20 protein-coding genes and 7 pseudogenes are annotated in these 24,786 nt (G+C 41.9%); 3 read left to right on the plus strand and 24 right to left on the minus strand.

The genetic code is table 11. The features are described from left to right. Positions 1-109 precede the first annotated feature (109 nt). The 20 genes and pseudogenes from N4T56_RS13055 to N4T56_RS13155 all read right to left on the minus strand — a co-directional run bounded on the left by N4T56_RS13055 (position 110) and on the right by N4T56_RS13155 (position 19,601). Complete coding sequence (locus N4T56_RS13055) at positions 110-1,540, minus strand: sigma-54 interaction domain-containing protein (protein ID WP_261733537.1); 1,431 nt, start codon at positions 1,538-1,540, stop codon at positions 110-112. Positions 1,541-1,968: 428 nt separating this feature from the next. After that, on the minus strand, positions 1,969-2,373 hold the full coding sequence (gene fliS / locus N4T56_RS13060; protein WP_261733538.1) for a flagellar export chaperone FliS: 405 nt from the start codon (positions 2,371-2,373) through the stop codon (positions 1,969-1,971). A gap of 6 nt (positions 2,374-2,379) precedes the next feature. Further along, a complete protein-coding gene (locus N4T56_RS13065; protein WP_261733539.1) occupies positions 2,380-2,706 on the minus strand; it encodes a hypothetical protein in 327 nt (108 codons plus the stop codon). Between the two features lie 13 nt (positions 2,707-2,719). Continuing rightward, entirely contained in the window at positions 2,720-4,084 is a 1,365-nt protein-coding gene (gene fliD, locus N4T56_RS13070) for a flagellar filament capping protein FliD (protein WP_261733540.1), read from the minus strand. 107 nt (positions 4,085-4,191) lie between these two features. Next, entirely contained in the window at positions 4,192-4,593 is a 402-nt protein-coding gene (locus N4T56_RS13075) for a flagellar protein FlaG (protein ID WP_261733541.1), read from the minus strand. A gap of 108 nt (positions 4,594-4,701) precedes the next feature. Next, positions 4,702-5,520 carry a flagellin N-terminal helical domain-containing protein gene (locus N4T56_RS13080; RefSeq protein ID WP_261733542.1) on the minus strand — a complete coding sequence of 273 codons (819 nt, stop codon included), beginning with the start codon at positions 5,518-5,520 and terminating at the stop codon, positions 4,702-4,704. Positions 5,521-5,833: 313 nt separating this feature from the next. Further along, positions 5,834-6,655 (minus strand): flagellin N-terminal helical domain-containing protein, encoded by an 822-nt coding sequence (locus N4T56_RS13085; RefSeq protein ID WP_261733543.1) that lies wholly within the window; start codon positions 6,653-6,655, stop codon positions 5,834-5,836. Between the two features lie 74 nt (positions 6,656-6,729). Further along, entirely contained in the window at positions 6,730-7,932 is a 1,203-nt protein-coding gene (flgL, locus tag N4T56_RS13090; protein ID WP_261733544.1) for a flagellar hook-associated protein FlgL, read from the minus strand. A gap of 10 nt (positions 7,933-7,942) precedes the next feature. Beyond that, positions 7,943-9,857: pseudogene (gene flgK / locus N4T56_RS13095) on the minus strand (flagellar hook-associated protein FlgK). After that, a pseudogene (flgJ, locus tag N4T56_RS13100) lies at positions 9,857-10,983 on the minus strand (flagellar assembly peptidoglycan hydrolase FlgJ). Before flgJ ends, flgK begins: the two co-directional pseudogenes overlap by 1 nt. A gap of 17 nt (positions 10,984-11,000) precedes the next feature. Beyond that, positions 11,001-12,099 (minus strand): annotated as a pseudogene (locus N4T56_RS13105) (flagellar basal body P-ring protein FlgI). 10 nt (positions 12,100-12,109) lie between these two features. Further along, positions 12,110-12,785, minus strand: a pseudogene (flgH, locus tag N4T56_RS13110) (flagellar basal body L-ring protein FlgH). A gap of 9 nt (positions 12,786-12,794) precedes the next feature. Next, a complete protein-coding gene (gene flgG / locus N4T56_RS13115) occupies positions 12,795-13,583 on the minus strand; it encodes a flagellar basal-body rod protein FlgG (protein ID WP_188917904.1) in 789 nt (262 codons plus the stop codon). Positions 13,584-13,594: 11 nt separating this feature from the next. After that, positions 13,595-14,337: pseudogene (locus tag N4T56_RS13120) on the minus strand (flagellar basal body rod protein FlgF). A 251-nt stretch (positions 14,338-14,588) separates the two neighbouring features. Beyond that, positions 14,589-15,963 (minus strand): annotated as a pseudogene (gene flgE, locus N4T56_RS13130) (flagellar hook protein FlgE). A 60-nt stretch (positions 15,964-16,023) separates the two neighbouring features. Then, complete coding sequence (gene flgD / locus N4T56_RS13135; RefSeq protein ID WP_261733545.1) at positions 16,024-16,803, minus strand: flagellar hook assembly protein FlgD; 780 nt, start codon at positions 16,801-16,803, stop codon at positions 16,024-16,026. A gap of 23 nt (positions 16,804-16,826) precedes the next feature. Then, a complete protein-coding gene (gene flgC / locus N4T56_RS13140) occupies positions 16,827-17,243 on the minus strand; it encodes a flagellar basal body rod protein FlgC (RefSeq protein ID WP_188917896.1) in 417 nt (138 codons plus the stop codon). 2 nt (positions 17,244-17,245) lie between these two features. Then, complete coding sequence (gene flgB, locus N4T56_RS13145) at positions 17,246-17,644, minus strand: flagellar basal body rod protein FlgB (RefSeq protein WP_188917894.1); 399 nt, start codon at positions 17,642-17,644, stop codon at positions 17,246-17,248. A gap of 136 nt (positions 17,645-17,780) precedes the next feature. Next, positions 17,781-18,614, minus strand: a complete 834-nt coding sequence (locus N4T56_RS13150) for a CheR family methyltransferase (RefSeq protein ID WP_261733546.1) — start codon at positions 18,612-18,614, stop codon at positions 17,781-17,783. A 66-nt stretch (positions 18,615-18,680) separates the two neighbouring features. Next, the gene (locus tag N4T56_RS13155; RefSeq protein WP_188917890.1) at positions 18,681-19,601 is read right to left on the minus strand and encodes a chemotaxis protein CheV; all 921 of its coding nucleotides are present in this window, start codon (positions 19,599-19,601) and stop codon (positions 18,681-18,683) included. A 393-nt stretch (positions 19,602-19,994) separates the two neighbouring features. On the opposite strand from N4T56_RS13155, the gene flgA reads away from it, so the two are divergent. From flgA to N4T56_RS13170, 3 genes are all read left to right on the plus strand, one after another. Continuing rightward, entirely contained in the window at positions 19,995-20,702 is a 708-nt protein-coding gene (flgA, locus tag N4T56_RS13160; protein WP_261733547.1) for a flagellar basal body P-ring formation chaperone FlgA, read from the plus strand. Positions 20,703-20,775: 73 nt separating this feature from the next. After that, entirely contained in the window at positions 20,776-21,105 is a 330-nt protein-coding gene (flgM, locus tag N4T56_RS13165) for a flagellar biosynthesis anti-sigma factor FlgM (protein ID WP_261733548.1), read from the plus strand. 96 nt (positions 21,106-21,201) lie between these two features. Further along, the gene (locus N4T56_RS13170; RefSeq protein WP_261733549.1) at positions 21,202-21,627 is read left to right on the plus strand and encodes a flagella synthesis protein FlgN; all 426 of its coding nucleotides are present in this window, start codon (positions 21,202-21,204) and stop codon (positions 21,625-21,627) included. Positions 21,628-21,762: 135 nt separating this feature from the next. Here N4T56_RS13170 and N4T56_RS13175 read toward each other — a convergent pair whose 3' ends face one another. The 4 genes and pseudogenes from N4T56_RS13175 to N4T56_RS13190 all read right to left on the minus strand — a co-directional run bounded on the left by N4T56_RS13175 (position 21,763) and on the right by N4T56_RS13190 (position 24,780). Then, complete coding sequence (locus tag N4T56_RS13175) at positions 21,763-22,323, minus strand: chalcone isomerase family protein (RefSeq protein WP_261733550.1); 561 nt, start codon at positions 22,321-22,323, stop codon at positions 21,763-21,765. Positions 22,324-22,394: 71 nt separating this feature from the next. Further along, positions 22,395-22,875: pseudogene (locus N4T56_RS13180) on the minus strand (DUF2947 domain-containing protein). Between the two features lie 145 nt (positions 22,876-23,020). Then, positions 23,021-23,725 (minus strand): acylneuraminate cytidylyltransferase family protein, encoded by a 705-nt coding sequence (locus N4T56_RS13185; RefSeq protein ID WP_261733551.1) that lies wholly within the window; start codon positions 23,723-23,725, stop codon positions 23,021-23,023. Further along, positions 23,725-24,780, minus strand: coding sequence for a nucleotidyltransferase family protein (locus N4T56_RS13190; RefSeq protein ID WP_261733552.1), 1,056 nt, complete (start codon positions 24,778-24,780; stop codon positions 23,725-23,727). Before N4T56_RS13190 ends, N4T56_RS13185 begins: the two co-directional genes overlap by 1 nt. Positions 24,781-24,786 lie beyond the last annotated feature (6 nt).

Consider the following 24,786-nt stretch of genomic DNA (forward strand, 5'->3'; position numbering starts at 1 on the left):
TAGGTTCTAGGTTTTAGGGTCTAGGAACGAAAAAACACATCCGTAGATGTGTTTTTAAAATAATCGCGAATAACCAATCAAAGCAATCAAACCAATCACAAGCTAATGGTTATTCTTTGCTCATGCCGTATTTGCGCATTTTTTCAACCAGTGTGGTTCGGCGGATACCGAGCATTTCGGCGGCGCGGGCGACGACATTATCTTGTTGCTCTAATGCTTGGCGGATCATGTCGATTTCGAGCTCTGCCAACAAATCTTTAAGGTTAACCCCTTCTGGCGGTAATTCACTCGGAAAACGTGTTTCGGGTAACTCTACCGGTTCATCATCATTGAATATCGACGCCAGAGCATCACGTTCAAGTTGCTCTTCGCTAATTTCAACGCAGTATTCGGGAACATCAATGTAACGATATTTATGCGGTAAATCGTTTACATCAACGAGTCCACCTGGGTATAAAATCGTTAAACGCTCAACCAAGTTAGATAATTCACGCACGTTACCCGACCAGTTATGCTCTTTTAGTGATTCAATGGCGCGTTGGGTAAAACGTACCTTGCCGCGGCCTTCATTAAATACTCGGTTCACTAACTCGTGCAGCAGTAAAGGTACATCATCTCGGCGCTCGCTCAAGGCCGGCATTTCGATTGGAAACACATTGAGGCGGTAATATAAATCTTCACGGAAATCATTTTCAGTAATCATTGACTCTAAATCACGGTGAGTCGCTGCCACAATACGCACATCAGTCGGAATGGTTTTACTGCCGCCAACACGTTCAAATACACGCTCTTGCAATACACGCAGCAACTTAACTTGCATTTGCAGCGGCATATCACCAATTTCATCTAAAAACAGTGTGCCGCCTTCAGCAAGTTCAAAACGGCCTTTACGGGCAGATATCGCCCCAGTAAATGAACCCTTTTCATGGCCAAACAATTCGCTTTCAAGCAGTTCTGGCGGAATAGCACCACAGTTAACCGGAATAAACGGTCCATCGCGGCGCTCAGATAAATAATGAATATTACGCGCCACCACTTCTTTACCGGTACCCGACTGGCCTAATACCAGTACGGTAGCGTCAGAACCAGACACCTGATTAATTAAATGCCTTACGTTAGCAATGCCTTCACTGCGGCCCACTAAACTGCGGAATAATTTGGTTTGATTACCACTGGTTAAGGTGTGTTCGCGTTTGGCTTGGCCAAAGACCTGACAAAAATGCAGTAGTTCGGTTAATTGTGGGTAATTGAATGGCTCTTCTATTTGCCCAAGGATATTAGATAATTGCAGCGTTGTGTCGCCCAATATTAACAGGGGCTGCCACGGTACGATAGACGCAATATTTTTGATGCTCTCTTCGCTGATGTTGTCATTAACAATCACCACTGCACGAAACCTCGATTGTTCAATCAAGGTCAATAAAGATTCATTCGAGACGACTTCGCACTGCTCACCTAAGAATTCGAAAATGCAGCACAAACGAGTCACGCGCTCTGATGGGGTACCGACAATTAAAATTCTTTGTTCTATTTGCATCATTCAGAAGGCCAAAAGCTCTTGTTATAGGTTTTCATCCGGGAAAGTAACATTGCCAAAAGCAACAAACTAAGGTTCAGTGTAGCCAAAAAACTGACAACACTAACGATATTCTATCATTATTCCTAAAACAGGATCGTAATTCTGTTATATACCATCAAGAAAAACAAACTCAATGATAAATACTCTTAACCCGAGTCAAAGTTAAATATTGTATTATCAGCCCGCCAGAAGCAAGCAACAGTTACATATTATCTACAACAAGGCACATTTTTTATAAAAATGCTGTTTTTTCAGTCAAAAAATCACGGTAAACACGATTAATTAGCGTTGCGCTTATATGAACAACTGATACAAAATCATGACTTTGCCCAAATAGCAAAAAAGACGCAAAGCGTCTTTTTTAGTTTTAATACAGTATGCTGTAACGTTTAGCTTGCCTCAGAGGTCAAGTGATGTTGATCTTGCGGGATAGCATCCCAACCTTCTTTAAGTGTTCTCAACACACTCACAGCATCATCAATAGCGTGAACATCATTATTCAAATTCGCCTCAGTGGCCTTCATAATGATAAAATCGTATAACTGACTCAAATTACCTGCAATTTCTCCGCCAGCATCCATGTTCAAACTGTTATTTAATCCATTTACAATCCCAATAGCTTTACCAATAAAGACACCTTTATCTGACATATTTTTATTTTCAATAGCATAGCGGCTCTGTGCGAGTCTCTCTAGACCTCCAGCAAACATCATCTGAACAATTCGATGCGGCGATGCAACTGAAATTTCGCTATCAAGTGACACCTTGCGATATGATTTTAAAGAACTTCTCATAATAACCTACCTATTTGCATCAATATTCTGATATACCTTAACTTGTCTTTGATGAGTGCGTTTCAAGTTCAATAAATTTTGTCTATGAGACATAATTTTAGCTGCTCTGCGACTAAAGTTTTCTGTTAATTTTAGTTGCTTAGATAAAGATGGTGCAAATGTGTCATCTACAGCATCATTGATCATTGAATCGATACTTATTTGACGCTCTCTAATGCTATCAAGCAATAATAATACCAATTTATCTGAATCTTCGTTTTCAGCAGAAATTTGTTCTATCTGATTCAATAAGCTTTCAATTTTTGCATTGGTAGCTTCAAGGCTATTATCCACAAGAGTATTCCTTTTATGAGCTTATTACGCCTGGTAGCGATGCTAAACTACTGGTCAAACTACTGCCTTGAGAATTTAATTCAGAAACAACCAGGTCCATTGCATTAAACTGCTTAAGTAAACGAGCCTCTAATTGTTCCATTTTTAAAGTAAAAGCTTCTCTTTGATCTGCTAAGCGGCTTGTTTGTGAAGTATAAGTATTATTACGAGCATCTATTATCCCGCCAGTTTTGGTATAACTTTCCACTAAATCATCAAATTGGTACGCCAGCCCTGTATCACTGGTAGAAAAAACACCCTCAACCAATGACATATTATTAGTAACGGCATCACTCAATTTATCATCATCAATCGACAACTTTCCGTCACGGTCTGTAGAAATGCCTAGTTCATATAAAGCAGACTCAACACCATCAACACTAACACGTTCGCTCACCATTTTTCTGAGTTGAGATTCTAATGATCGAATCATAGAATCGCCTTGTAATGCGGCAGCGGTATCTTCTTCAACATCAAAAGAGGATAACGTATCCATAGAAGTTATTAATGCATTATAAGCACTAACAAAACTCTCGATATTCGTTTTTACTGATTCAGTATCTTGGGCAATAGTGAGTGTTGAGGTTTCTCCCACATCTGCATCAGTTAGCGAAAGCTCGACCCCGGTAATCGCATCATCAATAGTATTACTTTGTGAGGTTAACTTCTGGCCATCGACATATATAATTGAGTCTTGTGCTTCTTGTAAAGATTCTAAATTAGTTCCACTGAACATATCAGATAAACCAGTACCGGTTGTATCTGTAGCTGTCACAGTCATTTGATTATCTGTGCCGGTTTCTGTCGAGGTAAAAACTAGCCTACTCCCCGAATCACTTTTAATAACCGTAGCAGTGACGCCAGAATTATCTGAAGCATTATTTATTTTAGAAGCTATGGCTGCAAGGTTATCAGTATCAGTAATAGCGACAGAAAAACTTTCGCCATTTACAGAAAAATCTAGACTTCCCTCACCGACACCTGCTGTAGCATCACTAACCGTTGCTCCAGCAAGCTTTTGTGACAGGGCTAGTTGCTCTACAATAATTGAGTAGCTACCAGGTTGGGAGTATTGATCCGCTGTAGCAGTAAAAAAATCACTGTCTCCTGTGGATACGGTACGAATATTTAAAAACTCGCCGCTTTGTAGCTTTTCGGCAGCATCTTGGAATGTAGATAAAGCACTTTTAAGTGTACCAATAGCTGACACTTTAGCATCAATTTTAGTTTCAGTTTCAGTAAACAATGCTTCTTTAGGAGTTTTTTCAGCGTCAACAAGCACACCAACGATACTTGAAATATCAAGACCTGAACCAATACCCGTTGCTGTTAAAGCCATAAAAACCTCTCATTAAGCCTTTTATTTATTGAAAAACCAACCTAAACAACTAGCATAATTAACTAGCATAAATTAAGCCAACTTTGCTGTTAGTGTTATTAAGGAAGCTACACTTCAATTTTCATCAATACACCTGATACTTCACTAATCTTTTGCGCTAACTGCAATGCTTCTTCACTTGGGATTTGCCTGATGATGTCACCTGACTCTATGTCTTGTACCTTAATAACTCGTTTACCAGAATCATCATCCACAGAAAACTTTAACCCTTTTTGCATCATTGCGACCATATCGGTTAAATCTGTGGCAACTTGCTGTAATTGCTCATCATCAGGTTCTGTTTCAGTCACTCTGGTTGTAACGTCTGATTGATCTACAGGTTTATTCAATGATAACTCATCGAGTTTCTTTTGTTCTAAAACCGACTGGCTAAAAGTTGATGGTACAACAGAATCAACTCTACTAACATCTGAGCTACTGACAACTTGTGCGGTATTATTGATTTCCATAATGCACCTCAACATAACCTAAAGAATGTAACTTTTTTGAAACGTTTTAACAACAAAGGGAGACCCAACTTGGATCTCCCTAAAGCTATATAACTCAAAATTTGCTGATTAAAGTAGCGATAGAGCGATCTGAGGTAGCTGATTAGCCTGAGCTAACATAGCAGAACCCGTTTGTTGCAACACTTGATTCTTGGTCATTGTCGCCGTTTCTGAAGCAAAGTCCACATCAACAATACGACTCTTAGCATCGGCAACGTTTGCTTGAGTGTTAGCACTATTGCTAATGTTATAAGCTAAACGGTTTTGTTTAGCACCTAAGTCAGCTCGTTGACCATCAATAGTTTTTATCGCTTCATCAATTGCATCAAGAGCAGTCGAGCGACCACCTGCACTTGATATAACCAAACTATTAACACTTAAGGCAGACGCATTAGACGCTGCTACCGAAATCGTAATATCCTCACCTTCTTGATGTCCTACCTGGAAAGTTTTTCCTGAGGCAAAGTCACCATTTAATAGTGAGGTGCTACCGAATGCGGTAGTTGTACCGATAGCGGTGATCTCTAAAGCTAACTCATCAATTTCATCTTGGATTGCAGTTAAATCATCAGAACTATTTGCACCGTTTTCCGCTTGTACAGTCAAATCTCGCATACGTTGCAGCATGTTAGTTTGTTCTTGCATCGCCCCTTCTGCAATTTGGGCGATTGAGATAGCGTCGTTTGCATTACGCATACCCACTTCCAAACCATTGACCTGAGAGTTTAGGCGGTTTGAAATTGCTAGACCTGCAGCATCGTCTTTCGCACTATTAATACGTAAACCTGAAGATAAACGCTCCATAGACGTAGCAAGCGCATTGCTTGATGAGTTTAGGTTTTTCTGTGCTTTCATTGAAGTCACGTTAGTATTTACTGTAATAGCCATGATTGCTTCCTCATATTGATTCTGACTTGAGATATGCCTGTTTGCTTTATGTCAAGTCAGACAGGTCTTGCTCGTTACAATATATTTAACGGCATCAATGTTTTTATCTTTAGCTTTTTTTTACTTTTTTATTAACTCATAAAAAAGCAAGCTAAAACAGTAGGTAACTTAAAACAATAGTAGCAAATGGTATTTACAGAGTAATGACAACATAGCAAACTAAATTAATTAATATGACAAAAACTGAAGGCATGACAAGCCTAGTTACTACTAACGAAAAGTAACTAGGCTGGTTGAAAGTTGATCTACTCACCTAACCAAGGAGTGATAACGCAACTTGCGGCAATTGGTTAGCTTGCGCTAGCATTGATGAACCCGTTTGTTGTAACACTTGGTTCTTGGTCATTGTTGCTGTTTCTTTGGCAAAGTCCACATCAACAATACGACTCTTAGCATCGGCAACGTTTGCTTGAGTGTTAGCACTATTGCTAATGTTATAAGCTAAACGGTTTTGTTTAGCACCTAAGTCAGCTCGTTGACCATCAATAGTTTTTATCGCTTCATCAATTGCATCAAGAGCAGTCGAGCGACCAGATGCAGTTGATATAACCAAACTATTAACACTTAAGGCAGACGCATTAGACTCTGCTACCGAAATCGTAATATCCTCACCTTCTTGATGTCCTACCTGGAAAGTTTTTCCTGCGGCAAAATCACCATTTAATAGTTTTGTATTACCAAAGGCTGTACTGTCACCAATAGCCTTAATTTCTAAAGCTAACTGATCTATTTCATCTTGGATTGCAGATAAATCATCAGTACTATTCGCACCGTTTTCCGCTTGAATGGTTAAATCACGCATACGTTGCAGCATGTTGGTTTGCTCTTGCATCGCGCCTTCGGCAATTTGTGCAATTGAAATAGCATCATTGGCATTTCGCATACCCACTTCTAATCCGCCAACTTGAGAATTTAATCGGTTAGAAATAGCCAAACCTGCGGCATCATCTTTTGCACTGTTAATGCGTAAACCACTCGATAATCGCTCCATAGAAGTGGCAAGCGCATTGCTTGAAGAGTTTAAGTTTTTCTGCGCTTTCATTGATGTAACGTTAGTATTTACTGTAATAGCCATAAGTCATTCCTCATTTTGTTGCCAAGACTTGTGGAGCTTGGCTATATTTTACAATTTAACGTGATTGCTTATTGTTAGATGTAATCAAACAATGAAAGCGAACCCACCGAACTAAACACACTTGATATTGCATTAAGTGCGAGTTGTTGTTTTTCAAACTCAGTAATAGCTTCTGCAAAATCCAAATCTTCGAGCATAGAAAGCGCACTGCTATTAATAATTTTTTCTTCTGAATGGTTTGACGAAATACTCTCTAAACCTTTCAAATTGTTGCCTGCGATACTTCTAGCGGTACTGACTTGATTTTGACCACTGTCTATATCATTCAATAGTTGTGCCAACTGTGATTTACCTTGAGCGGTTGTTGTCGCATCAGGGCTTTCTAAGAAAGTTATCGCTTGGTTAAAAGCATCAAAAATACTAACAGTTTCCAGTGGTTCTATTGTGAAAGAGTCACCAGCGACAGGGTTACCACTTAAGGTCACTTCAATACCGTTAAAAGAAACCGAGTTTGTTGCGTCAAAATTAGTCACAGTTGTTGCTACAGTCCCTGCTGAGTCAACAACTTGCAGATCAATTCCAGCGCCATTATCAATAAAGTCAAATGTATATGTATCAGCAGTATGGGATGTTTCATCGGTAATTTTTGCACTGGTTAAATTGAATTCCCCCTGCTGAGAAGACAAATAATTGACACCGTAATCGCCAAGTGGGTTTGCAGCATTCATGAAGGCTGTATCACCCGGAATATTTGTCGTCATTGCAATACCAGATGCCACAACACTTTTTCTGATACCTGAATCACCGCTATAAACAATTTCACCGCTAGCATCAAAAGCAAATGGCTGATTATTTGTTTTAGTGCCCGCAAAAAGATAATTGCCAGATTCATCTTGGCTATTTGCAATAGAAAGTAACTCTTCTAAGCTTTGTTTCATTTCATCGGCAATCATTTGCCGCTCATTTGAACTAAGACTGCCGTTAGCACCACGCAATAACTGTTCTCGCATTGAGGCGATTAATGTCTCTGTGCTACCAATTTTACTCTCAGTTAGGCCTAGGCGATTTGTCGCGTAATCAATATTCTTTTCATACTGTTCAACCAAAGTGTTCTTTTGTTTAAGATTATCAATCGCAATCGCCGCTACTGGGTCGTCGCCTGCGGTTTCGACTCTTTTGCCGCTCGAAATCTGCCCCATGATGCTATTAGTGGCAGACTGCTTTTCTAAAATACTGTTGGTACTTTGCTGAAACATTTGTCCGGTAGAAATTCTCATGGCTTATCTCCTAGCGAACCGAGCTTAATAGGGTGTCAAAAATCGTTTGCGCGGTAGACATAATCCGTGCTGCGGCTTGGTAAGATTGTTGAAAGCGCAATAAATTGGCGGCTTCTTCGTCTAGGTTAACGCCTGATTCGCTTTGCACTCTGTCGTACGCTTGCTGATAAATCGCTTCAGCCGAGCTTACACTCACTTCTGCCGCTTTGGTTTGGCTACCTATGTCTAATTTGGTGTTTTCAAATACGCTGGTTAAGGTGCCTGTGCCGTTGTTCATTAATTTAACGTCCGACAACTTGGCCATGGCGACGGCATTGCTGTTGCTGCCTTCGGCAAACGTTAAATCAAACGTAAAGCTGTCGGCGGTTGCCGTGGTGCTTGAGGTAATATCAAAATCCATACCAAAGGCACTAATGTTGTTATTGGTAATCGAGCCTGTGCCTAATGAAGTGCCTGTACTATCAAATGCCTCATAAGTACTGGCAGCAGTATTTAGCTCAAAGGTAATTGATGAACCAACGCCTTGAAAACCTGTCGCGCTTGAGTCCATGCTGTTTAAGCTAACTGAAGTGTTACCTGAGTTTTCTGAGTCAGCGGTTAAGGTTGGCTACTGCAGCGGCAATGCCTTTAGGGTCTGTCATGACGACACTGATACCTGCTGCGGCGCCGGCGGTTGGGCGGATTTCAAATCTATCGCCAGCATTCATTGCGCCACTGGCAATATTGATGGTGAAGCCTTCGTCACTCACAAGCTGACTGCCGGTTTGGGTTAACGTTGTTACACTGCCCGTTTGGGTGTCGGTTAATTCAAAATCGCCTGCTGTGGTGTAACTTAACTCATAACTGCTACCAGACAAGGCGCCGACATCATCGATATTGACCGACATCACCGCATTACCAGTATTGCTTGAGTACTCCCCGACGCGGCCAGCTGTCATCAACGAATTGTTGATATCGCGAAAAATATCACTGCCAACCTCACCGTTTAAATCAAAACCGCTAGATTGCATTTGGTTAAAGGTGTCGGCGACACCTAGCGCAAGTTGCCCTAATTCATTACTGGCAGGGATTAACGTATCGTCGCGATAAGCAAACAAGGCACCGAGCTGCCCGCCTAATTTACTGGGGTCGACATCTAATGTTTTGTTAGTAATAGAGGCGGTAATTTTAGGCTCGTTAGGGTATGGGTCGCCGGCACTCACGCCCATGCTCATTGCCACTTCGCCCGACACCAACATCACAGAACCGCCTAACATGATTGATTTAGCGCCGGTATCTAACGGGATAACGTTAACTTGCGCGTATTCGCTCAGCTCTAATATCAGTGCGTCTTGCTTGTCTAAAATCTCATTATTGTCGCCTTGATCTTTCATCAACTCTAAATTGATGTTGGCCAGCTCTTTGCTGATTTCGTTAACGCGAGTGGTTACCGACTCTATTTGGCTATTGGTTTGTTTTACCTGGTTATCCAGTTGCGACTGCATTTGATTTATGCCGATGGCCAGTTGTTCTGCCGCACCTAAACTGCTACTGCGAATACCTAAGTCGGCAGGTAAGTCAGCGACGCTGTTAATACTGGCAAAAAAATCATTGATGCCATTTGGCACCATGTTACCCACTTGCGCATACAGCTGATCGAGTTCGCTTAATTTTGAATATGAGGTTTCGGCTGCGCCCATACTGGTTTGGCCGATGCGTAACTCGCGTGCGGCAAACTCGTTATAAACACGTTTTACGTCAGACACATAAGTACCAGTGCCATAATAACTGTCGCCAAGACGTTGCGACTCTAACGTGGCTTGCGTTGCCGTTTGACGGTTATAACCTTCGGTATTGGCATTGGCGATGTTATTACTGGTTACCCCAAGTTGAGACTGGGATGCCGCGACACCGGTACGTGCGATACTAAGTAGATCAATCGCCATTATTTAGTCTCCAGAGGTAATACAGATTTAAGGCCTTCTTTTACCGACTTCATCACGTTAATCACCTTATTGGCATATTGTGGGTCGGTGGCATAGCCTGCCTTTTGCAGTGCCCGAATAAATTGAGTCGGCTCGCTGGCCACTTTACGGGCATCTTCGTATCGTTCACCTTGGCCAATAAATGACACAAAGTCGTTAAAGCTTTGTTCAAGGTTGTCGTACATTCTGAAATCTGCTTTTTGTTGCACAGGAATGCCTTTTTCAAATTCCAGGGTGTTCACCGAGGTTTTTTCACCTTGCCAACGTTTATCTGCTTTGATGTTAAATAAATTGTGGCTCATGGTGCCGTCGTTACGGCGAATCACTTTTTGCCCCAACCGGTTTCGGAGGCCGATTGAGCAATGAGTACTTCAGCTGAGGTGCCTAATGTTTTGGCGGCTTTTTCAGCATGTGGGTATAAGGTTGAAATAAAGTGCTGTGGGCTGGTAAATTCGCTTACCGCAACCCCTTTGGCTTTTAATTTGTTGGTTTCTTGCGGCAAATCATTGCCAGCGTTTATCGCCGGTATTGTGGCCTGTGTATTGGCAAACGATTGGCTCGCGAGCTGCTCACCGCGCAATACACTGGCAAGCTGTTGTGGCATTGCCGCTTCTAGTTGTGCGTCGTCAATGGCATGGTGCGATGTTGCCACGTGTTGATTTGACGTAATGCTGGCTAATGTGTTTTGGTCTAGCTCACTTGGTTGCGCTACAAACATGCTTGGATTGACTTTGTTATCGCTGTCGCCACGCAGTACAGAGGCTGGCGTAACTGGACTGTTTTCGGGGTCTAGTTGTTGCACCATTAGCTCTGCGAGCCCCAACATGCCTTTGTTTGAGAGATCTACCGACATTTGCTGGTCGCGCATTTGCTCAAAAAACTCTGTGGTTTGGCTGTTCATCGGGCTGTCTGACTTAAACGCGGCATTGGCATCTCGCATGCTTTTCATCAGCATTTGAATAAAAATACCTTCAAATTGCTTTGCCGCTTCTTTAAGTGCCCCCTTCTCGTCTTTCTGGGCTTGGACACGAAGTGAATCTAGTCCTCCTAGATCCAGAAAGTTCGATGAATTTGACAACTTTTCCATAGTCATACCGACAATTTTTAGATGATGATAAGTTCACCATGCAAAGCGCCTGCCATTTTTAATGCTTCGAGTATGGCAAGTACATCAGATGGTGCGGCGCCCACGAGATTGACGGCTCTGACAAGCTCATCAAGGCTGGTGCCTGGATTAAACATAAACATACGACGGTCTTTTTCTGACACATCGATAGTGCTGTTGGTGGTCACTACAGTATCGCCACCGGCTAACGCATTAGGCTGTGACACTTGAGTGGCTTCTGCGATGGTGACCGTTAAGCCGCCATGGGTCACCGCAGCGGGTAATAATTTAACGTGCTGGCCACCACTATGGTGCCGGTACGGGAGTTAACAATGACTTTGGCTGACTCATCAGCAGGCTCAACCTCAATGTTTTCAAGGGTTGATAAAAACGACACCCGTTGTGATGCATCACGCGGCGCACTCACTTGAATTGAAGTTGCATCAATGGCGCGGAGCCATGTCTGGACCAAGTAAATCATTAATGGCATCGGCCATGCGTTTCGCAGTTGAAAAGTCTGAGCGACGTAAATTAAATGTGAGGTAGTCACCACTAGCAAATGGGCTAAGCCACACTGCGCTCTACAATTGCACCGCTTGGAATACGCCCTACCGTTGGGGTATTTTGAATCACTTGTGAGCCATCTAAACCTTCGGCGCTAAAACCACTCACCACAAGGCTGCCTTGAGCAATAGCGTATACGTTGCCATCAACCCCTTTTAAGAAGGTTTGAATCAGCGTACCGCCACGTAAACTTTTGGCTTCACCTAAACTCGACACGGTAACGTCAAGGTTTTGACCCGGCTTAATAAACGCTGGCATGTTGGCGTGTACAGCAACTACGGCAACGTTTTTTGAGTTGGGTCTGACTGAGTCTGATAAATTAATGCCAAAGTTTTTAAGCATGGTTCTGAAGGTTTGCTCGGTATAACGAGTTTTTTCGCCCGTACCGGGTAACCCCACCACCAAACCGTAGCCAATTAATTGGTTGTTTCTCACACCTTCTATATTTGCAATGTCTTTAATTCGTTCAGCGTGAACGGGCGCGCTAAGAATTAACAATGAGGCCATAAGCGACAGCAACAATCTAATTTTCATGTCTTACTCCTTAAAAAGGCCACCAGTCGCTCATGAAAAATGAATTCAACCAACCTACTTTTTGTGAGTCTGCAAATGAACCTGTGCCACTGTATTGAATACGGGCATTGGCCACTCGAGTTGAATCGATGGTGTTATCTGGGTTGATGTCTTGGCTGCGAACGATGCCAGTAACGCGAATAAACTCATCACCGTTGTTAATTGAAATCCACTTTTCACCGCGAGATAACGAGGTTGCCATTGCTTAACACCTGCATAACGTTGGCCGAAATGCTGCCGTCTAAACTGTTAGATTGATCAGCGTCGGCTTCGCGAGTCGTGTTGATGCTATCGGAATAGCCTAAATCAAGTGGAATGCCATTAATGGTGACGTTTTGACCGCCGGCATATACCGGCTCTACGTTGAGGTCACTGCCTTTAGAGATTTCATTATTGGCGCTTTTTTTCGCTTGAGTAGACTCTTTTAAGGTAACAGTAATGATGTCACCAACACGATGAGCACGAATGTCTGAATATAAGCTCGATGCTTGAGTATCAAGAAAAATAGATCCCGAAGCGGCAACTTGCGTCGGCGGCGTATCAGGGTATACCGGCGCATAGTATGGGTCGTCGGCAATCGGTTTTGTTTGTGTAGAGCTGCAGCCCATCACCAACACCATTGACGCTAACGTAATATATTTAATCATGATATCTCCTTAGAGGTTCTGATTAACGTAAGACAGCATTTGGTCAACCGCTGAAATCACCTTTGAGTTCATCTCGTAAATACGTTGACCTTGGATCAAGTTCACTAGCTCTTCTGTCACGTTAACGTTAGAGGTTTCTAGCGCCCCTTGACGAATAGCGCCTAAACCATCTTGTGAGGCAGTACCTTGAATAGGCGTACCACTGGCACCGGTTTCGGTGTAAAGGTTTTGCCCTAATGGGTCTAGCCCTGACGGATTGATAAAGTCGGTCATGGTGAGCTGACCAACAACTTGGCTTTCTGCCGTGCCGGGGATTTGCACTGACACTTCACCTTCGGCAGACACCGTGATACTGGTGGCATCGTCTGGCACCGTAATAGCTGGCTGCACAACATAACCTGAACCTGGGGTTACAATTTGGCCGGTATCGTCTAGGCTGAATTGCCCATTACGGGTGTAAGCTGCGGTGCCGTCTGGCATTTGCACTTCAAAAAAGCCTGAGCCTTCAATCATTAAATCTAATGAATTGTCGGTGGTTAACATGCTGCCCTGGGTAAACATTTTTTGGGTGGCAACCACTTTAGTACCTGCACCAATGTTTAGACCATTAGGCAATTTGGTGTTGTCTGCACTGACACCACCGGCTTGATTGACGGTTTGATACAACAAATCTTCAAACACCGCGCGACTTTTTTTGAATCCAACCGTACTGGCGTTAGCCACGTTGTTAGAAATAACCGAGATGTTGGTTTGTTGGGCATCGACACCGGTTTTACTTATCCATAACGCTGGAATCATAACTATTACTCCTAACTAATTCTCATCAAGGAAGTCGACGCGCGATCAATCTCTTCGGCGTTCTTCATCATTTTGACTTGCATTTCGTATTGACGTTGAATGTCAATCATCGCGACCATTTCATGCACCGAGTTGACGTTACTGCCTTCAACGGCGCCGCTTTCAACTTCAACATTAGGGTCATTTGGGGCATTGCCGCCGGCCATGAGACGAAATAAACCGTCTTCACCGCGCATCATTTGATCGTTACCTGGGTTGACCAATTTGATACGAGCAACTTCTTCAATCACTTCTGCTGTCGCGCCTTGTGGCCTAACAGAGATTATACCGTTGGCGGCAATTTCGACTTTTTCAATTGGCAACGGTAATACGATTGACTCTGCATCGCCCATCACGGGGCGATTACTGCTGTTAAGCAACAAACCTGTACTGTCAAATTTTAAACTGCCTGCACGGGTGTAGGCTTCAGATCCGTCAGCGGCTTGAACGGCTAACCAACCATCGCCTTTAACGGCAACATCTAAGTTACGGCCTGTTGTGACAATGCGGTACTTTCAAAATTAGTGCCTGGGCTTTCAGTCATTGAGAAAACACGACTCGGCAGACCTTCACCAAATGCTTGCATAGCGCGAGCTTGCGTCATGTCAGCTTTAAAACCGTCAGTATTGGCGTTGGCAAGGTTGTTAGCACTGACCGCTAAGGCATTCATGCCTTGCTTAGCGCCAGTCATGGCAACATAAAGAAATTTGTCCATTTGCTGCTCCGTCAAACTTTCTACAAAAATAACATATACAGTGATAAAGCAAACATCGTGCCAATGAGATTCATTTGGATGAGACCAAACTTAATAGGTTGAATATAAAGGAGTAAATATAAATGAAGGACGTAATCAATAGTCAAAAAAACCGCAGTGATACGGTAAAATAAATGGGGGGAACTTAACATGGCAAGGTGTTGCCGACAACGGCAACACCTTGTGTGTTAATCAAACAGAGTGAGTAAAGATTAACGGATCTGTAGTACTGTTTGGTTTAGGGTATTGTTCACTTCAAGGGTACGAGAGTTAGCCTGGAAGTTACGCTGAGCCGAGATTAAATCAACCAATTCGGTGGTTAAATCGACGTTAGATTGCTCAAGCGCAGATGACTGAATACTACCAAAAGTACCGCTATTAGCCTCACCTGCTAAGGCTTCGCCTGAATCTAAACTGGCTTGCCAAGAGGTATTACCCACCTGGGTTAACCCTTGCTCGTTAGCAAAACGCACTAAGGCAACGCGGGCTAATGGTACAGTTGAACCATTACTGTAGCTGGCGGTGATTAGACCATCCGAACCAATACCTACATTAGTTAAACGGCTTCACGGTAATACCATCCTGGCTTAATGCGGTGACTTCGAATGGCGAAGAATATTGAGTTGGGCTATCAAATCTCACTTCAAGGGTTTGCGTACCATCGGCGCCTGGGTCTAGCACACCCGCCCCCGTAGAGCCAAGCGTCACTGTGGTTATGGGATCTGGAGCGCTTCCTGTGTAAGCACCAACATCATTAAATGTCAATACCGAACCATTCCAGGTATCGCCAGCTGAAGTGGTAGCACTAGCAGTAGCTTGAGTAGCATCAGCTGCACCATCGCCGTCAGTGTCGGTGTTATATGTTCCGGCGCTATCCACACTAACAGGCTCACCGTCTACCGCATAAAATGCCACCCAGTTACTTTCACCAGTAAATGATGCATCAGTAGGCTTAATAAAATAAGTGGTCATAATATGAGACTCACCTAATGAGTCGTAAATGGTCACTGAGGTTGAGTTGTTATAGGTGTCAGAATTATCAGGGTCAAAGTCAGCTGGATCTAACGCCTCTTCACCCACATTGAGGTTCATTTGCATCTCAACAACTCCAGTTTGAACCGGACTACCTGCTGTATCTGGAACTTGGATTGGCTGGGTGGTAGTTAAACTCACTGAAGTTGAATTGCCGTCGTCATCTACAGGGAAGCCTTGCAAAAAGTTGCCTGCAGCATCAACCATGTAGTTGTCTGAATCAACTTTAAATGCACCTGCGCGTGTATAAGATAAATCCTGGGTATCTAAATCTGATGACGTAACAAAAAAGCCGCCGCCGCTGATCGCCATGTCTAAAGAGTTGCTGGTAAATTGTAGACTGCCTTGATGAAATTGCTGTGCAACTTGAGTGGTTGTTACCCCGCCGCCGACAGCTGTTTTGCTGTTAGAAAAAATCGAGTTGGCATACACGTCGGCAAACTCAGCACGTGACTCTTTAAAGCCGACTGTGTTGACGTTAGCAATGTTGTTTGCTGTTGTATTTAAGTCTTTTTGCGCGGCAGAGATACCACTCAGAGCAATGTTAAATGACATAATTCACCTCAAATGTTTAATTCAAAATCTACAGGCTGGTTCAGCACTCAGTAAATATTGTTAAGTTTCAGATACGGCAAGTACGTCAGTTAACTTAATACCGCCGACACCGCGCAAATTCAAAATAGCCCCTGTTGCTGTAGTGCCTAATGACACACTGCTAACATGAGCATAAGTAGATACTGCTAATTCTTGTGCTTCACCGTCCACTTTTCCGCTGGCTTTAATTGAATACAAGCCTTCTTCAACGGGGGCACCATTTTTATCTAAACCGTCCCACGACACATCGACGTTTCCGCCTGCACTGCCGTCGACACTAAAGGATTTAATCACCTGACCTGATTGATCTTCAACACTAACGGTAATGGTGTCCATCGCTGATGGGGTACTGATAACACCATTAATACTTGGGCTTTCAGCTGAAATAGATCCTGTGTCAGATGGAACTAGTACCTTGCGACCCACTAACCCCGATGCTTGTAATGCCTGGCTTGAACTCATTACCGTGTTAAGGTTTAAAATCTCATCATTAAGATTGGAGATACCATCAACGGTTGAAAACGATGCCATTTGGGCAATCATTTGGTCGTTATCGACAGGCTCAAACGGGTCTTGCATTGATAACTGTTGGCTGAGTAATGCGAAAAAATCTTCCTGATTAAGCATTTCATCATTTGCTTCAGGTGTCTCGCTTTCTTCAGGTAACCTAATCGAATCAAGGAAAGAGTTACCTGTTGTTGTCGTTGTGCTTTGCACCGAACTTTTTGTCACCGCACTGGTATTAGTGGCACTGCTGGATGCTTGCGGTAAAGACTGACTGTAAGAATTAATTAGGCTCATAGCTGCCTCCTAGAAAAATCAAACTATTTACCCATGTTCAATGTTTGTTGCAGCATGGATTTTGTCGCATCTGCTACTTGCACATTCATCTGGTAAGATCGCGAAGCAGAAATCATGTCTGCCATTTCTTCCATCACATTAACGTTTGGTTTATAAATAAACCCGTCACCATCTGCCAGTGGATGACTTGGCGAATATTCTTTGACTAGCGGTTTGTCGCTTTCAACAATCCCTTTGACTGACACCCCAGGCGATTGATTTTGTTGGCTGCTGGCTTTAGCCATTTCAGCTTCAAACACGGGATGTCGCGCACGGTAGGTTTTATCGACGCTACTCGAAACAGAGTCAGCATTGGCGATGTTACTGGCGGTGGTGTTGAGCCTGACAGATTGCGCTGACATCCCTGAACCAGAAACATTAAAAATATTGTATAAACTCATGATTAATCACCTCGCAATGCTTTACGCATGCCACTAAATTTACTTTCAAGAAAACCCAGTGACATTTGATATTCGAGTGCATTTTGCATAAATGCCGTCTGTTCTTTTTGCGTATCAACGGTATTGCCATCGCCTGTGTCAGCTTGATTTGGCACGCGATATTGCACGTGCTGCTGCGTTAATGACGTTAAATCAAAATGTTTTTCTGTGGTTTGGCTCATGCTTAAGCCTTTTTGCTGAGACGTGGCAGCTTGCATAGCTGATGCAAAGTCTACATCTCGCGCTTTGTAGTGAGGAGTATTGGCATTGGCGATATTACTTGAAATCACTTCAGCTCTTTGCGCACGCACGCCCAAAGAATATTGGTGAACACCTAATGCATTATCGAAATTAATCGCCATAAAATTGCCTCCGTCAGCTATCTGATAGGATTAAAGCAAAGGTTATGCCAACAATTAAAATATTAGGGTAAACGATATTAAAAATGAGCATGCCGACGAACGCCGGCATGATATAAATCTTAAACAGTTAATTTTGCTAAACTTTTTTCTGGTAATAAATACCTGGATTACAACGAACCATGTTAAATTCTTCGGTTAAACCGGCAATAGATTCTGACGCTCCCAAAAATAAAATCCCTTTAGGATTTAGCGCGGCAGCAAATTGCCGCAAGATTTTTGCTTTTGCCTCTGGGGCAAAGTAAATCAATACATTGCGGCAAAAAATAATGTCGTATTTACCTAATAAGCTATAACTTTCAAGGAGATTGTGCGCTCTAAAGTTAACTAAACGCTTTACATTATCTTTCACTTTCATATTGCCTGACGGTAAAGCATCAAAAAACTGACGCTTTCGCTCATCAGATAAACCACGGGCTAAGGCTAAACTGTCGTATTCAGCATTTTTACAGCGCTCAAGCATTGATGGCGATAAGTCCGTTGCTTGAATCGATGCCCCACCACCTAATGCGCCAGGTTTACGTTGTTGATACTCTAAAACAGTCATCGCAAGCGAATATGGCTCTTGGCTCGATGAACAGGCCGCAGACCAAATTTTTAACGGTCGCCCGAGCTTGCTGTATTCAGGTAATAGTGTGTTGTGTAATAACTCAAAAGGATAACGGTCGCGAAACCATAAAGTTTCGTTTGTGGTCATCGCATCAATAACTTCGGCACGTAACTGACGTTCGGTCGGCTTCATCGACTTTTTAACCACCTCTGATAGTGACGGTAAATTATACTTACCCATCAAAGGAGCCAAACGGCTACGCACTAAATATTGTTTATTCTCGCCTAACACAATACCGCTATGCTGTTCTAAAAACAGCCTAAATTGATTGTACTCTGCTTCAGCAAGTGATTTATCTGTCACATTATCATCCTAAAATAAGTAAGCTTTTATACGCTTAACAACTCAAACCATTGTTATTATAAACCGTTATAAACTTAAATGCTTATTTACCGCTGCAGCTAATTCATCTGGGTTAAATTTAGCGATAAAATCATTTGCACCTACTTTTTGAACCATTGCTTGGTTAAATACACCACTGAGTGATGTGTGCAGTACCACTTTGATATTTTTCAATTTAGGATCGTCACGGATTTCAGCAGTTAAGGTATAACCATCCATTTCTGGCATTTCGATATCAGAAATAATTAACGGAATTTCATGCGACACATCATCCATTTCACTGGCAATACTTTTGAGTTTATCTAATGCCTCTTTACCATCTTTGGCGGTATCAATTTGTAGGTTTAATGATTCTAACGAGCGGATAATCTGTTTACGCGCAACCGCTGAGTCGTCGATAACCATAATATGATAATGCTGCTCTCTGTCGATAGTCAGTGTTTCATTGACTTCTTTACTGATGGCCGTTTTTACTGGAGAAATCTCATCAAGAATTTTCTCAACATCTAAAATCTCAACTAACTCACCTTCAATTTCAGTCACTGCGGTTAAGTATGAATAACGACCCGCGCCCTGAGGCGGCGGCATAATCGCCGACCAATTCATGTTGATAATTCGCTCTACAGAACTCACCAAAAAGCCTTGTACGCTTCGGTTATATTCAGAAATGATGATAAAGCAATTTTCGGTAGAGGTTAACGGACGGCCGCCTGTTGCTGCACTTAAATCAATAACAGAAATAGTCGCTCCACGAATGTGAGCAACCCCTTTAACAAATGGGTTTAGCCTAGGTAAGGTTGTTAGTGGCGGGCATTGCAACACTTCTTTTACTTTAAACACGTTAATGCCAAAGCGTTGACGGCCATTAAGTCTAAATAGCAGTAACTCTAATCTGTTTTGCCCAACAAGCTGGGTACGCTTATTTACTGATTCTAAAATACTCGACATATCGCGGCCTTGTAGTTAACTGTCACCCTAAAGGATAAAATTTGTTATTAAAATTATAGTAAACCCTAGGATCAACAGACCCTAGCTTATGATCTTGGTTCATTATAATTGATACTTCGTTAGTAACACATTTTACTGGCAACTAACACGTGTTATTCATTGTATGCACAGCCAGGACATCAATACTCATCCGCTAACTCAACAAAATAGGCATACAACTTGCTTTAAATCACTTAACAAGACAATGCGGTACTTTATTGACGGAGGGTAACACTGATGAATAGCCCATATACCGTCCCGCTTTTGGTCATTTCAATACGCCAATATGATTTGCGTATTTATGGTTTTTCAAAGTATAGGTGTTTTCTGGCAAAACTAGCTAGTATCTTCATTATGAAAGTATTTTTTTTGTGTTTTTTGTGCTCGCTCTCGCTTTCTTTGCCGGCATTTGCCAGCGAAGAAGCTGTTGCTCCCTCATTATCGACCATTTATCAGTTAGCTAAAGAGACTGTTGCCAAAAAAATGAATGTAGACTCAAATGCTAAGGTCGATATTACCCCTCAAAACTTAGAAGGGAGACTCACTCCACCGCGCTGCTACCCGCCTATTTCAGTCGAATTAGCCAGCGACAGGGAGATAAGCCGAAATAACACCGTCAAAATCGGCTGTGAAACACCCGATTACGATTACCCTTGGCAAATGTATTTGTCTGTACGAGTTAATATTCAATACCCTGTGGTGGTAGCTACAGAGCTATTGTCACCGGATGAAATTATTGATTATCGACATTTAAGCATTGAGTATGTTGATCAATACAGTTTAAAAGGTCAGTTTTTTTCTGATGTAACAGAATTAATAGGTTCGCGCGTTAAACGCAGAGTCGCAAAGGATTCGCCGCTTATTGGCAACAACCTGTGCTTTGTGTGTAAAGGCGACATGATTTCAATTTATGCAAAAACCGAAAGCATACAAATAAAAACCTTAGGTGAGGCCTTACGTGACGGTAATGTTGGTGAATCAATCCGTGTAAAAAACAGTCAAAGTAACAAACAATTAGAAGCAATAGTCATTGCCGTTGGCGAAGTTGAAGTAAGAATGTAAAATAGATTAAAGTTTTTTCCTCAAGCGCCGATAGCCTGTAAGGAAAACCTGATTCATTACGCTGGAGCCTCACATGGCAATTGATATTAAAAACAATACTGCGACCAATACACAGATGCGCACCGCACGTGACACGCAGTCAACTTCGAAAACAGATACCGCTGCGGCACAAAAGTCTGCAACTCCGGTAAAAACGGATTCGGTTAGCATAACTTCGCAAGCGCAACAGCTGCAAGGTGCTCAAACTAAAATGGCTGCGTTGCCAGAAGTCGATCAAAAAAAGGTTGATGAGATTAAACAAGCTATCTCTGAAGGTCGCTACAAAGTTGACCCAGAAAAACTAGCAGCAAACATTGCGAGCTTTGAAGCTGAATTAAGTGGCTTATCATTCGATAAAGAGTAGCAGTAACGCGTTACTCTTTATGGTATTTTCAACGAATTCTTCGGTGCTTAATGGCATCAGGGATAAGTGTTGATAACGAAAATAAAAGAGTAATATATGACCGATATAACTGTGCTTCTTGATGCTCAGCATCAAACGCTGACTCAGCTAAAACAACTTATCAGCGACGAAAAAAATGCATTGCTAAAACAAGATGCTGACACACTTCTGCAATTGGCCAAAGACAAAATGCAGCGCATGAGTTTACTCAAAGTCACTGATGAAAAGCTTGCAGCACACCCAGAGCATGACAAACTCACCACGCAGCCAGAATTGGCCGAAAAAGTGGCATCAGCTAAAGCAATATTGGCTGAATGCAAAGACATCAACGCACAAAACTCTAACTTAATTGAGCACAATATCGCCACCATAAATCGCTTAGCCCAAGCATTACAAATCAGCCGAAACGCTTCTAGCCTTACCTATAATGACAAAGGTAAAACCTCGACTATTTCGACCTTAGGTAATGATTTCACAGCCTAGAACGCTTCTCTGCTAGAAACGATTAAATCTGATCTAGCACCTAGCACCTAGCACCTAGCACCTAGCACCTAGCACCTAGCACCTAGCAGGACACAGTCCGCCCTAGAGCCTCGCACCTAGAACCTAACAATTGATTTATTGCGCTAACATATCCTGTTTTAAGCTTTTTTGTGCAGGGTTGTCACCTAACCAAATCTTTAATAATGCCTGACGAAAAGCCTCTCCCGCAATGTCGCCCTGCACTTTACCATTCTTAATACTGGTAACACCCTTACCTTTTTGAGTGACAAAAGTGAATTGGTCGCCCTCAACAATTTCGTCAGCAAATAATTGGCTAAAGTGTTGAATCTCCGATTTAATCGAACCAATATTATTATCGGTGGCCGCGTCAAAGCCTTCTTCTATGGCATTACGCATTTTGTCTGAGGTGATCATCCCCGACGTAATGGTTAACTGAATCACTGCAATGGGTTGCTCAAGCACACTGTCTAACTGATTTACTGCTGTTGGCAAATATAAACTGCCAACATATAAGTCCATAAAAAACTTACTGCGCACGCCAGCACCATTAAGTACTAAAGCTTGTTGTGCAAATGTTGCTTGCTCGGCAATATCCACGTCGGCAACGACTTTTGCCTGAGCAACAACCGGCAACATCACAGCAAAAGCTAACCCAATTAATTGATTAAGTTTCATATATTCTCATTATAGTTATGTATTTTATGCTTTAGGTGGGAGAAACTGCGCCATAAAGGCACCAAGGTCGATTAGCCACGCATGCCCAATTTATATTGACCGTTTTGCTCAAACATCAGCGCTTGTTTGTGTTTAGGTGCCATTAGAATAGTGATCATCATCAAAAAACAAAAAGCACTTCCAGTTACGCACAAACACATCCCAGCGTGTTTCAATCACTTGATATTTTTCATAGCAAAAATAAACAACCGCATCATCTGGCCATTGAATATGCTCAAGAATGGCTTCTGGCAAGGCGTTATCATTTGAATCCCACGCTGATTGCCAATGTTCAGTTGCGCTCCAAGCATCTTGCTTTGCTGGCCAATCACCTTTAGCAAATTGTTCAGCACGGCTGCTTTTATTGCTTATCCACTTATTCCAGACTTCCATGGCACTTTTATCAGCCAATGGCTTAATCAACGCCTTGTCATCATCTGACACGGGCAAATCTTTATGGTTAAAAATCCACTTACGCTTATAAAGATCAAACGGAATATATGAGTGTGACAAACAACTGCTCCAGGCAAACTAAAATGAGGTGCAATTATAGCGTAAAAAACAAAGAGAATTCGATAGGTAAAAATAAACTCACATATAAAATATGTAAACTAAGCAAAGGGGGAATTAAAGGTTAGGATACCATGAGTATTACAGATTAATAATCTATCCCTAATTGATATTTCTGTACAAAGAACTCAACCATTTCAAAGTCAATTTTGTTATCAATATCAATTGAATACATATTATCCATTTTATAAGCATAAGTATTTTCAGTAAAATTAACATGTTTTACTTTTAGAAGTTCATGAATATCATAAATATAAATTGAACCATTTAATCTATAAAATATATCTAAATCTTGAGAACGTTTGAGTCCTTCTGATTTAATAAACCCATCCATCATACCATTTTCTGGCAATGTATTAGACCATATAGGAGGATGTTCACATTGAGTAACAGACACCACTGAAAAAGCACTGTTGGTACAAAACACACTCAAAGCCTCATTAATATGTTCTTGTTTACGAATAGGGGAAGTCGGCTGTAAGACCATTAAAATATCAAAACCTTGTCCGAATTTTTCAATTGTATATAACAGTACGCTTAATGTGGTTGATAAATCTGTTGAAAGATAATCAGGTCTTAACTCCGGAATGAATACTCGCTCATCAACTACAGATACTATTTCAGGATCATCAGTACTCAAAATCACACAATCGATGAACTGGTTAGCTAAAGCCAAATCAATTGACCAGTTAACTAATGGTTTTCCATCTAATGATAGCAAGTTTTTTCTTGGTAAGCGTTTGCTACCGCCACGAGCAGGAATCAACGCTAAAACTTTTTTACCATTGAACATTACATCATTCCTAAAGCATATATATCAGCCTGTGCTCGATTAAAGTCATTTAATCGACCTATGTCTAACCAATACTCATGCAATGGAAACATAAGCACTTTCCCACCCACTTGGATCTTGTTATCTAGTAGCGTGGGCATATCAATCACTTGGTTTTCACTCACTTGCTTGATGATTTCTGGTGAGACGACATAAATACCAGCATTGACAAAAAATCGTTGTGTCGGTTTCTCTTCTATACTCACAACGGTATTACCATTACCATTAATCACGCCATAGGGAATTTGGTACTCATATTCCCTAACGCACATAGTGGCGTGGGCTTGGTTTTCATTGTGAAACTCAAGTAAACGCTGAACATCGACTTTTGTAAGCACATCACCATTCATCATAATAAGCGGTAAATCTGGGATGTCATTTGGCAATAGCCCCAAAGCGCCACCTGTACCTAGAGGGGAATCTTCATGAATATAAGTAATGTTGACATTCAAGCGACTGCCATCACCAAAATAATCTTTAATTTGTTCTGGCATAAAATGAGTTGAAATATAAAAGTTTATGAACCCTGCTTTGGCAAAATTCAGAATTGTCATTTCTAAAAGCGGTTTATTACCGAGTTTTAACATAGGTTTAGGACAATTATCTGTAAGAGGGCGTAAACGCGTACCAAAGCCCCCAGCCATAATGAGCACTGGGTTATCATAATAAGGTTGATTCAACGTCTGTTTAAACGTTTGAAGATCGACCACTTTTCCACCTTTAATCAATGGAATCGCTAAAATGCTTTTTTGCTCCATTAAGCGGATGAGTTTTTGCTTGGGCGTATCAAACGTCGCAGTAATTGGATTGCGGTTCATGACGAGAGCCACAGACTGGTCAAGAGTAAGGTTGTTTAATAAAGCTCGTCTTATATCACCATCAGTAACAACACCTTGCAATTGATCATTGTCATCGACAACTAAAGCAACTTGTAGAGCATGAAAGTTAATAATTTCTAAAGCATCACGAATGGACTGCTTCGGCGCTAAAGCAACATCTTTCCAATGCTTTTTCATAACGTT

The sequence above is a fragment of the Shewanella phaeophyticola genome, from assembly GCF_025398315.1.
GTDB classification, from domain to species: domain Bacteria; phylum Pseudomonadota; class Gammaproteobacteria; order Enterobacterales; family Shewanellaceae; genus Shewanella; species Shewanella phaeophyticola.

Bases quoted from the DNA above. Each gene is read 5' to 3' on its own strand.
- N4T56_RS13055 (WP_261733537.1), bottom strand. From the start codon at position 1,540: ATGATGCAAATAGAACAAAGAATTTTAATTGTCGGTACCCCATCAGAG.
- fliS (WP_261733538.1), bottom strand. From the start codon at position 2,373: ATGAGAAGTTCTTTAAAATCATATCGCAAGGTGTCACTTGATAGCGAA.
- fliD (WP_261733540.1), bottom strand. From the start codon at position 4,084: ATGGCTTTAACAGCAACGGGTATTGGTTCAGGTCTTGATATTTCAAGT.
- N4T56_RS13075 (WP_261733541.1), bottom strand. From the start codon at position 4,593: ATGGAAATCAATAATACCGCACAAGTTGTCAGTAGCTCAGATGTTAGT.
- N4T56_RS13080 (WP_261733542.1), bottom strand. From the start codon at position 5,520: ATGGCTATTACAGTAAATACTAACGTGACTTCAATGAAAGCACAGAAA.
- N4T56_RS13085 (WP_261733543.1), bottom strand. From the start codon at position 6,655: ATGGCTATTACAGTAAATACTAACGTTACATCAATGAAAGCGCAGAAA.
- flgL (WP_261733544.1), bottom strand. From the start codon at position 7,932: ATGAGAATTTCTACCGGACAAATGTTTCAGCAAAGTACCAACAGTATT.
- flgG (WP_188917904.1), bottom strand. From the start codon at position 13,583: ATGATTCCAGCGTTATGGATAAGTAAAACCGGTGTCGATGCCCAACAA.
- flgD (WP_261733545.1), bottom strand. From the start codon at position 16,803: ATGAGCCTAATTAATTCTTACAGTCAGTCTTTACCGCAAGCATCCAGC.
- flgC (WP_188917896.1), bottom strand. From the start codon at position 17,243: ATGAGTTTATACAATATTTTTAATGTTTCTGGTTCAGGGATGTCAGCG.
- flgB (WP_188917894.1), bottom strand. From the start codon at position 17,644: ATGGCGATTAATTTCGATAATGCATTAGGTGTTCACCAATATTCTTTG.
- N4T56_RS13155 (WP_188917890.1), bottom strand. From the start codon at position 19,601: ATGTCGAGTATTTTAGAATCAGTAAATAAGCGTACCCAGCTTGTTGGG.
- flgA (WP_261733547.1), top strand. From the start codon at position 19,995: ATGAAAGTATTTTTTTTGTGTTTTTTGTGCTCGCTCTCGCTTTCTTTG.
- flgM (WP_261733548.1), top strand. From the start codon at position 20,776: ATGGCAATTGATATTAAAAACAATACTGCGACCAATACACAGATGCGC.
- N4T56_RS13170 (WP_261733549.1), top strand. From the start codon at position 21,202: ATGACCGATATAACTGTGCTTCTTGATGCTCAGCATCAAACGCTGACT.
- N4T56_RS13175 (WP_261733550.1), bottom strand. From the start codon at position 22,323: ATGAAACTTAATCAATTAATTGGGTTAGCTTTTGCTGTGATGTTGCCG.
- N4T56_RS13185 (WP_261733551.1), bottom strand. From the start codon at position 23,725: ATGTTCAATGGTAAAAAAGTTTTAGCGTTGATTCCTGCTCGTGGCGGT.
- N4T56_RS13190 (WP_261733552.1), bottom strand. From the start codon at position 24,780: ATGAAAAAGCATTGGAAAGATGTTGCTTTAGCGCCGAAGCAGTCCATT.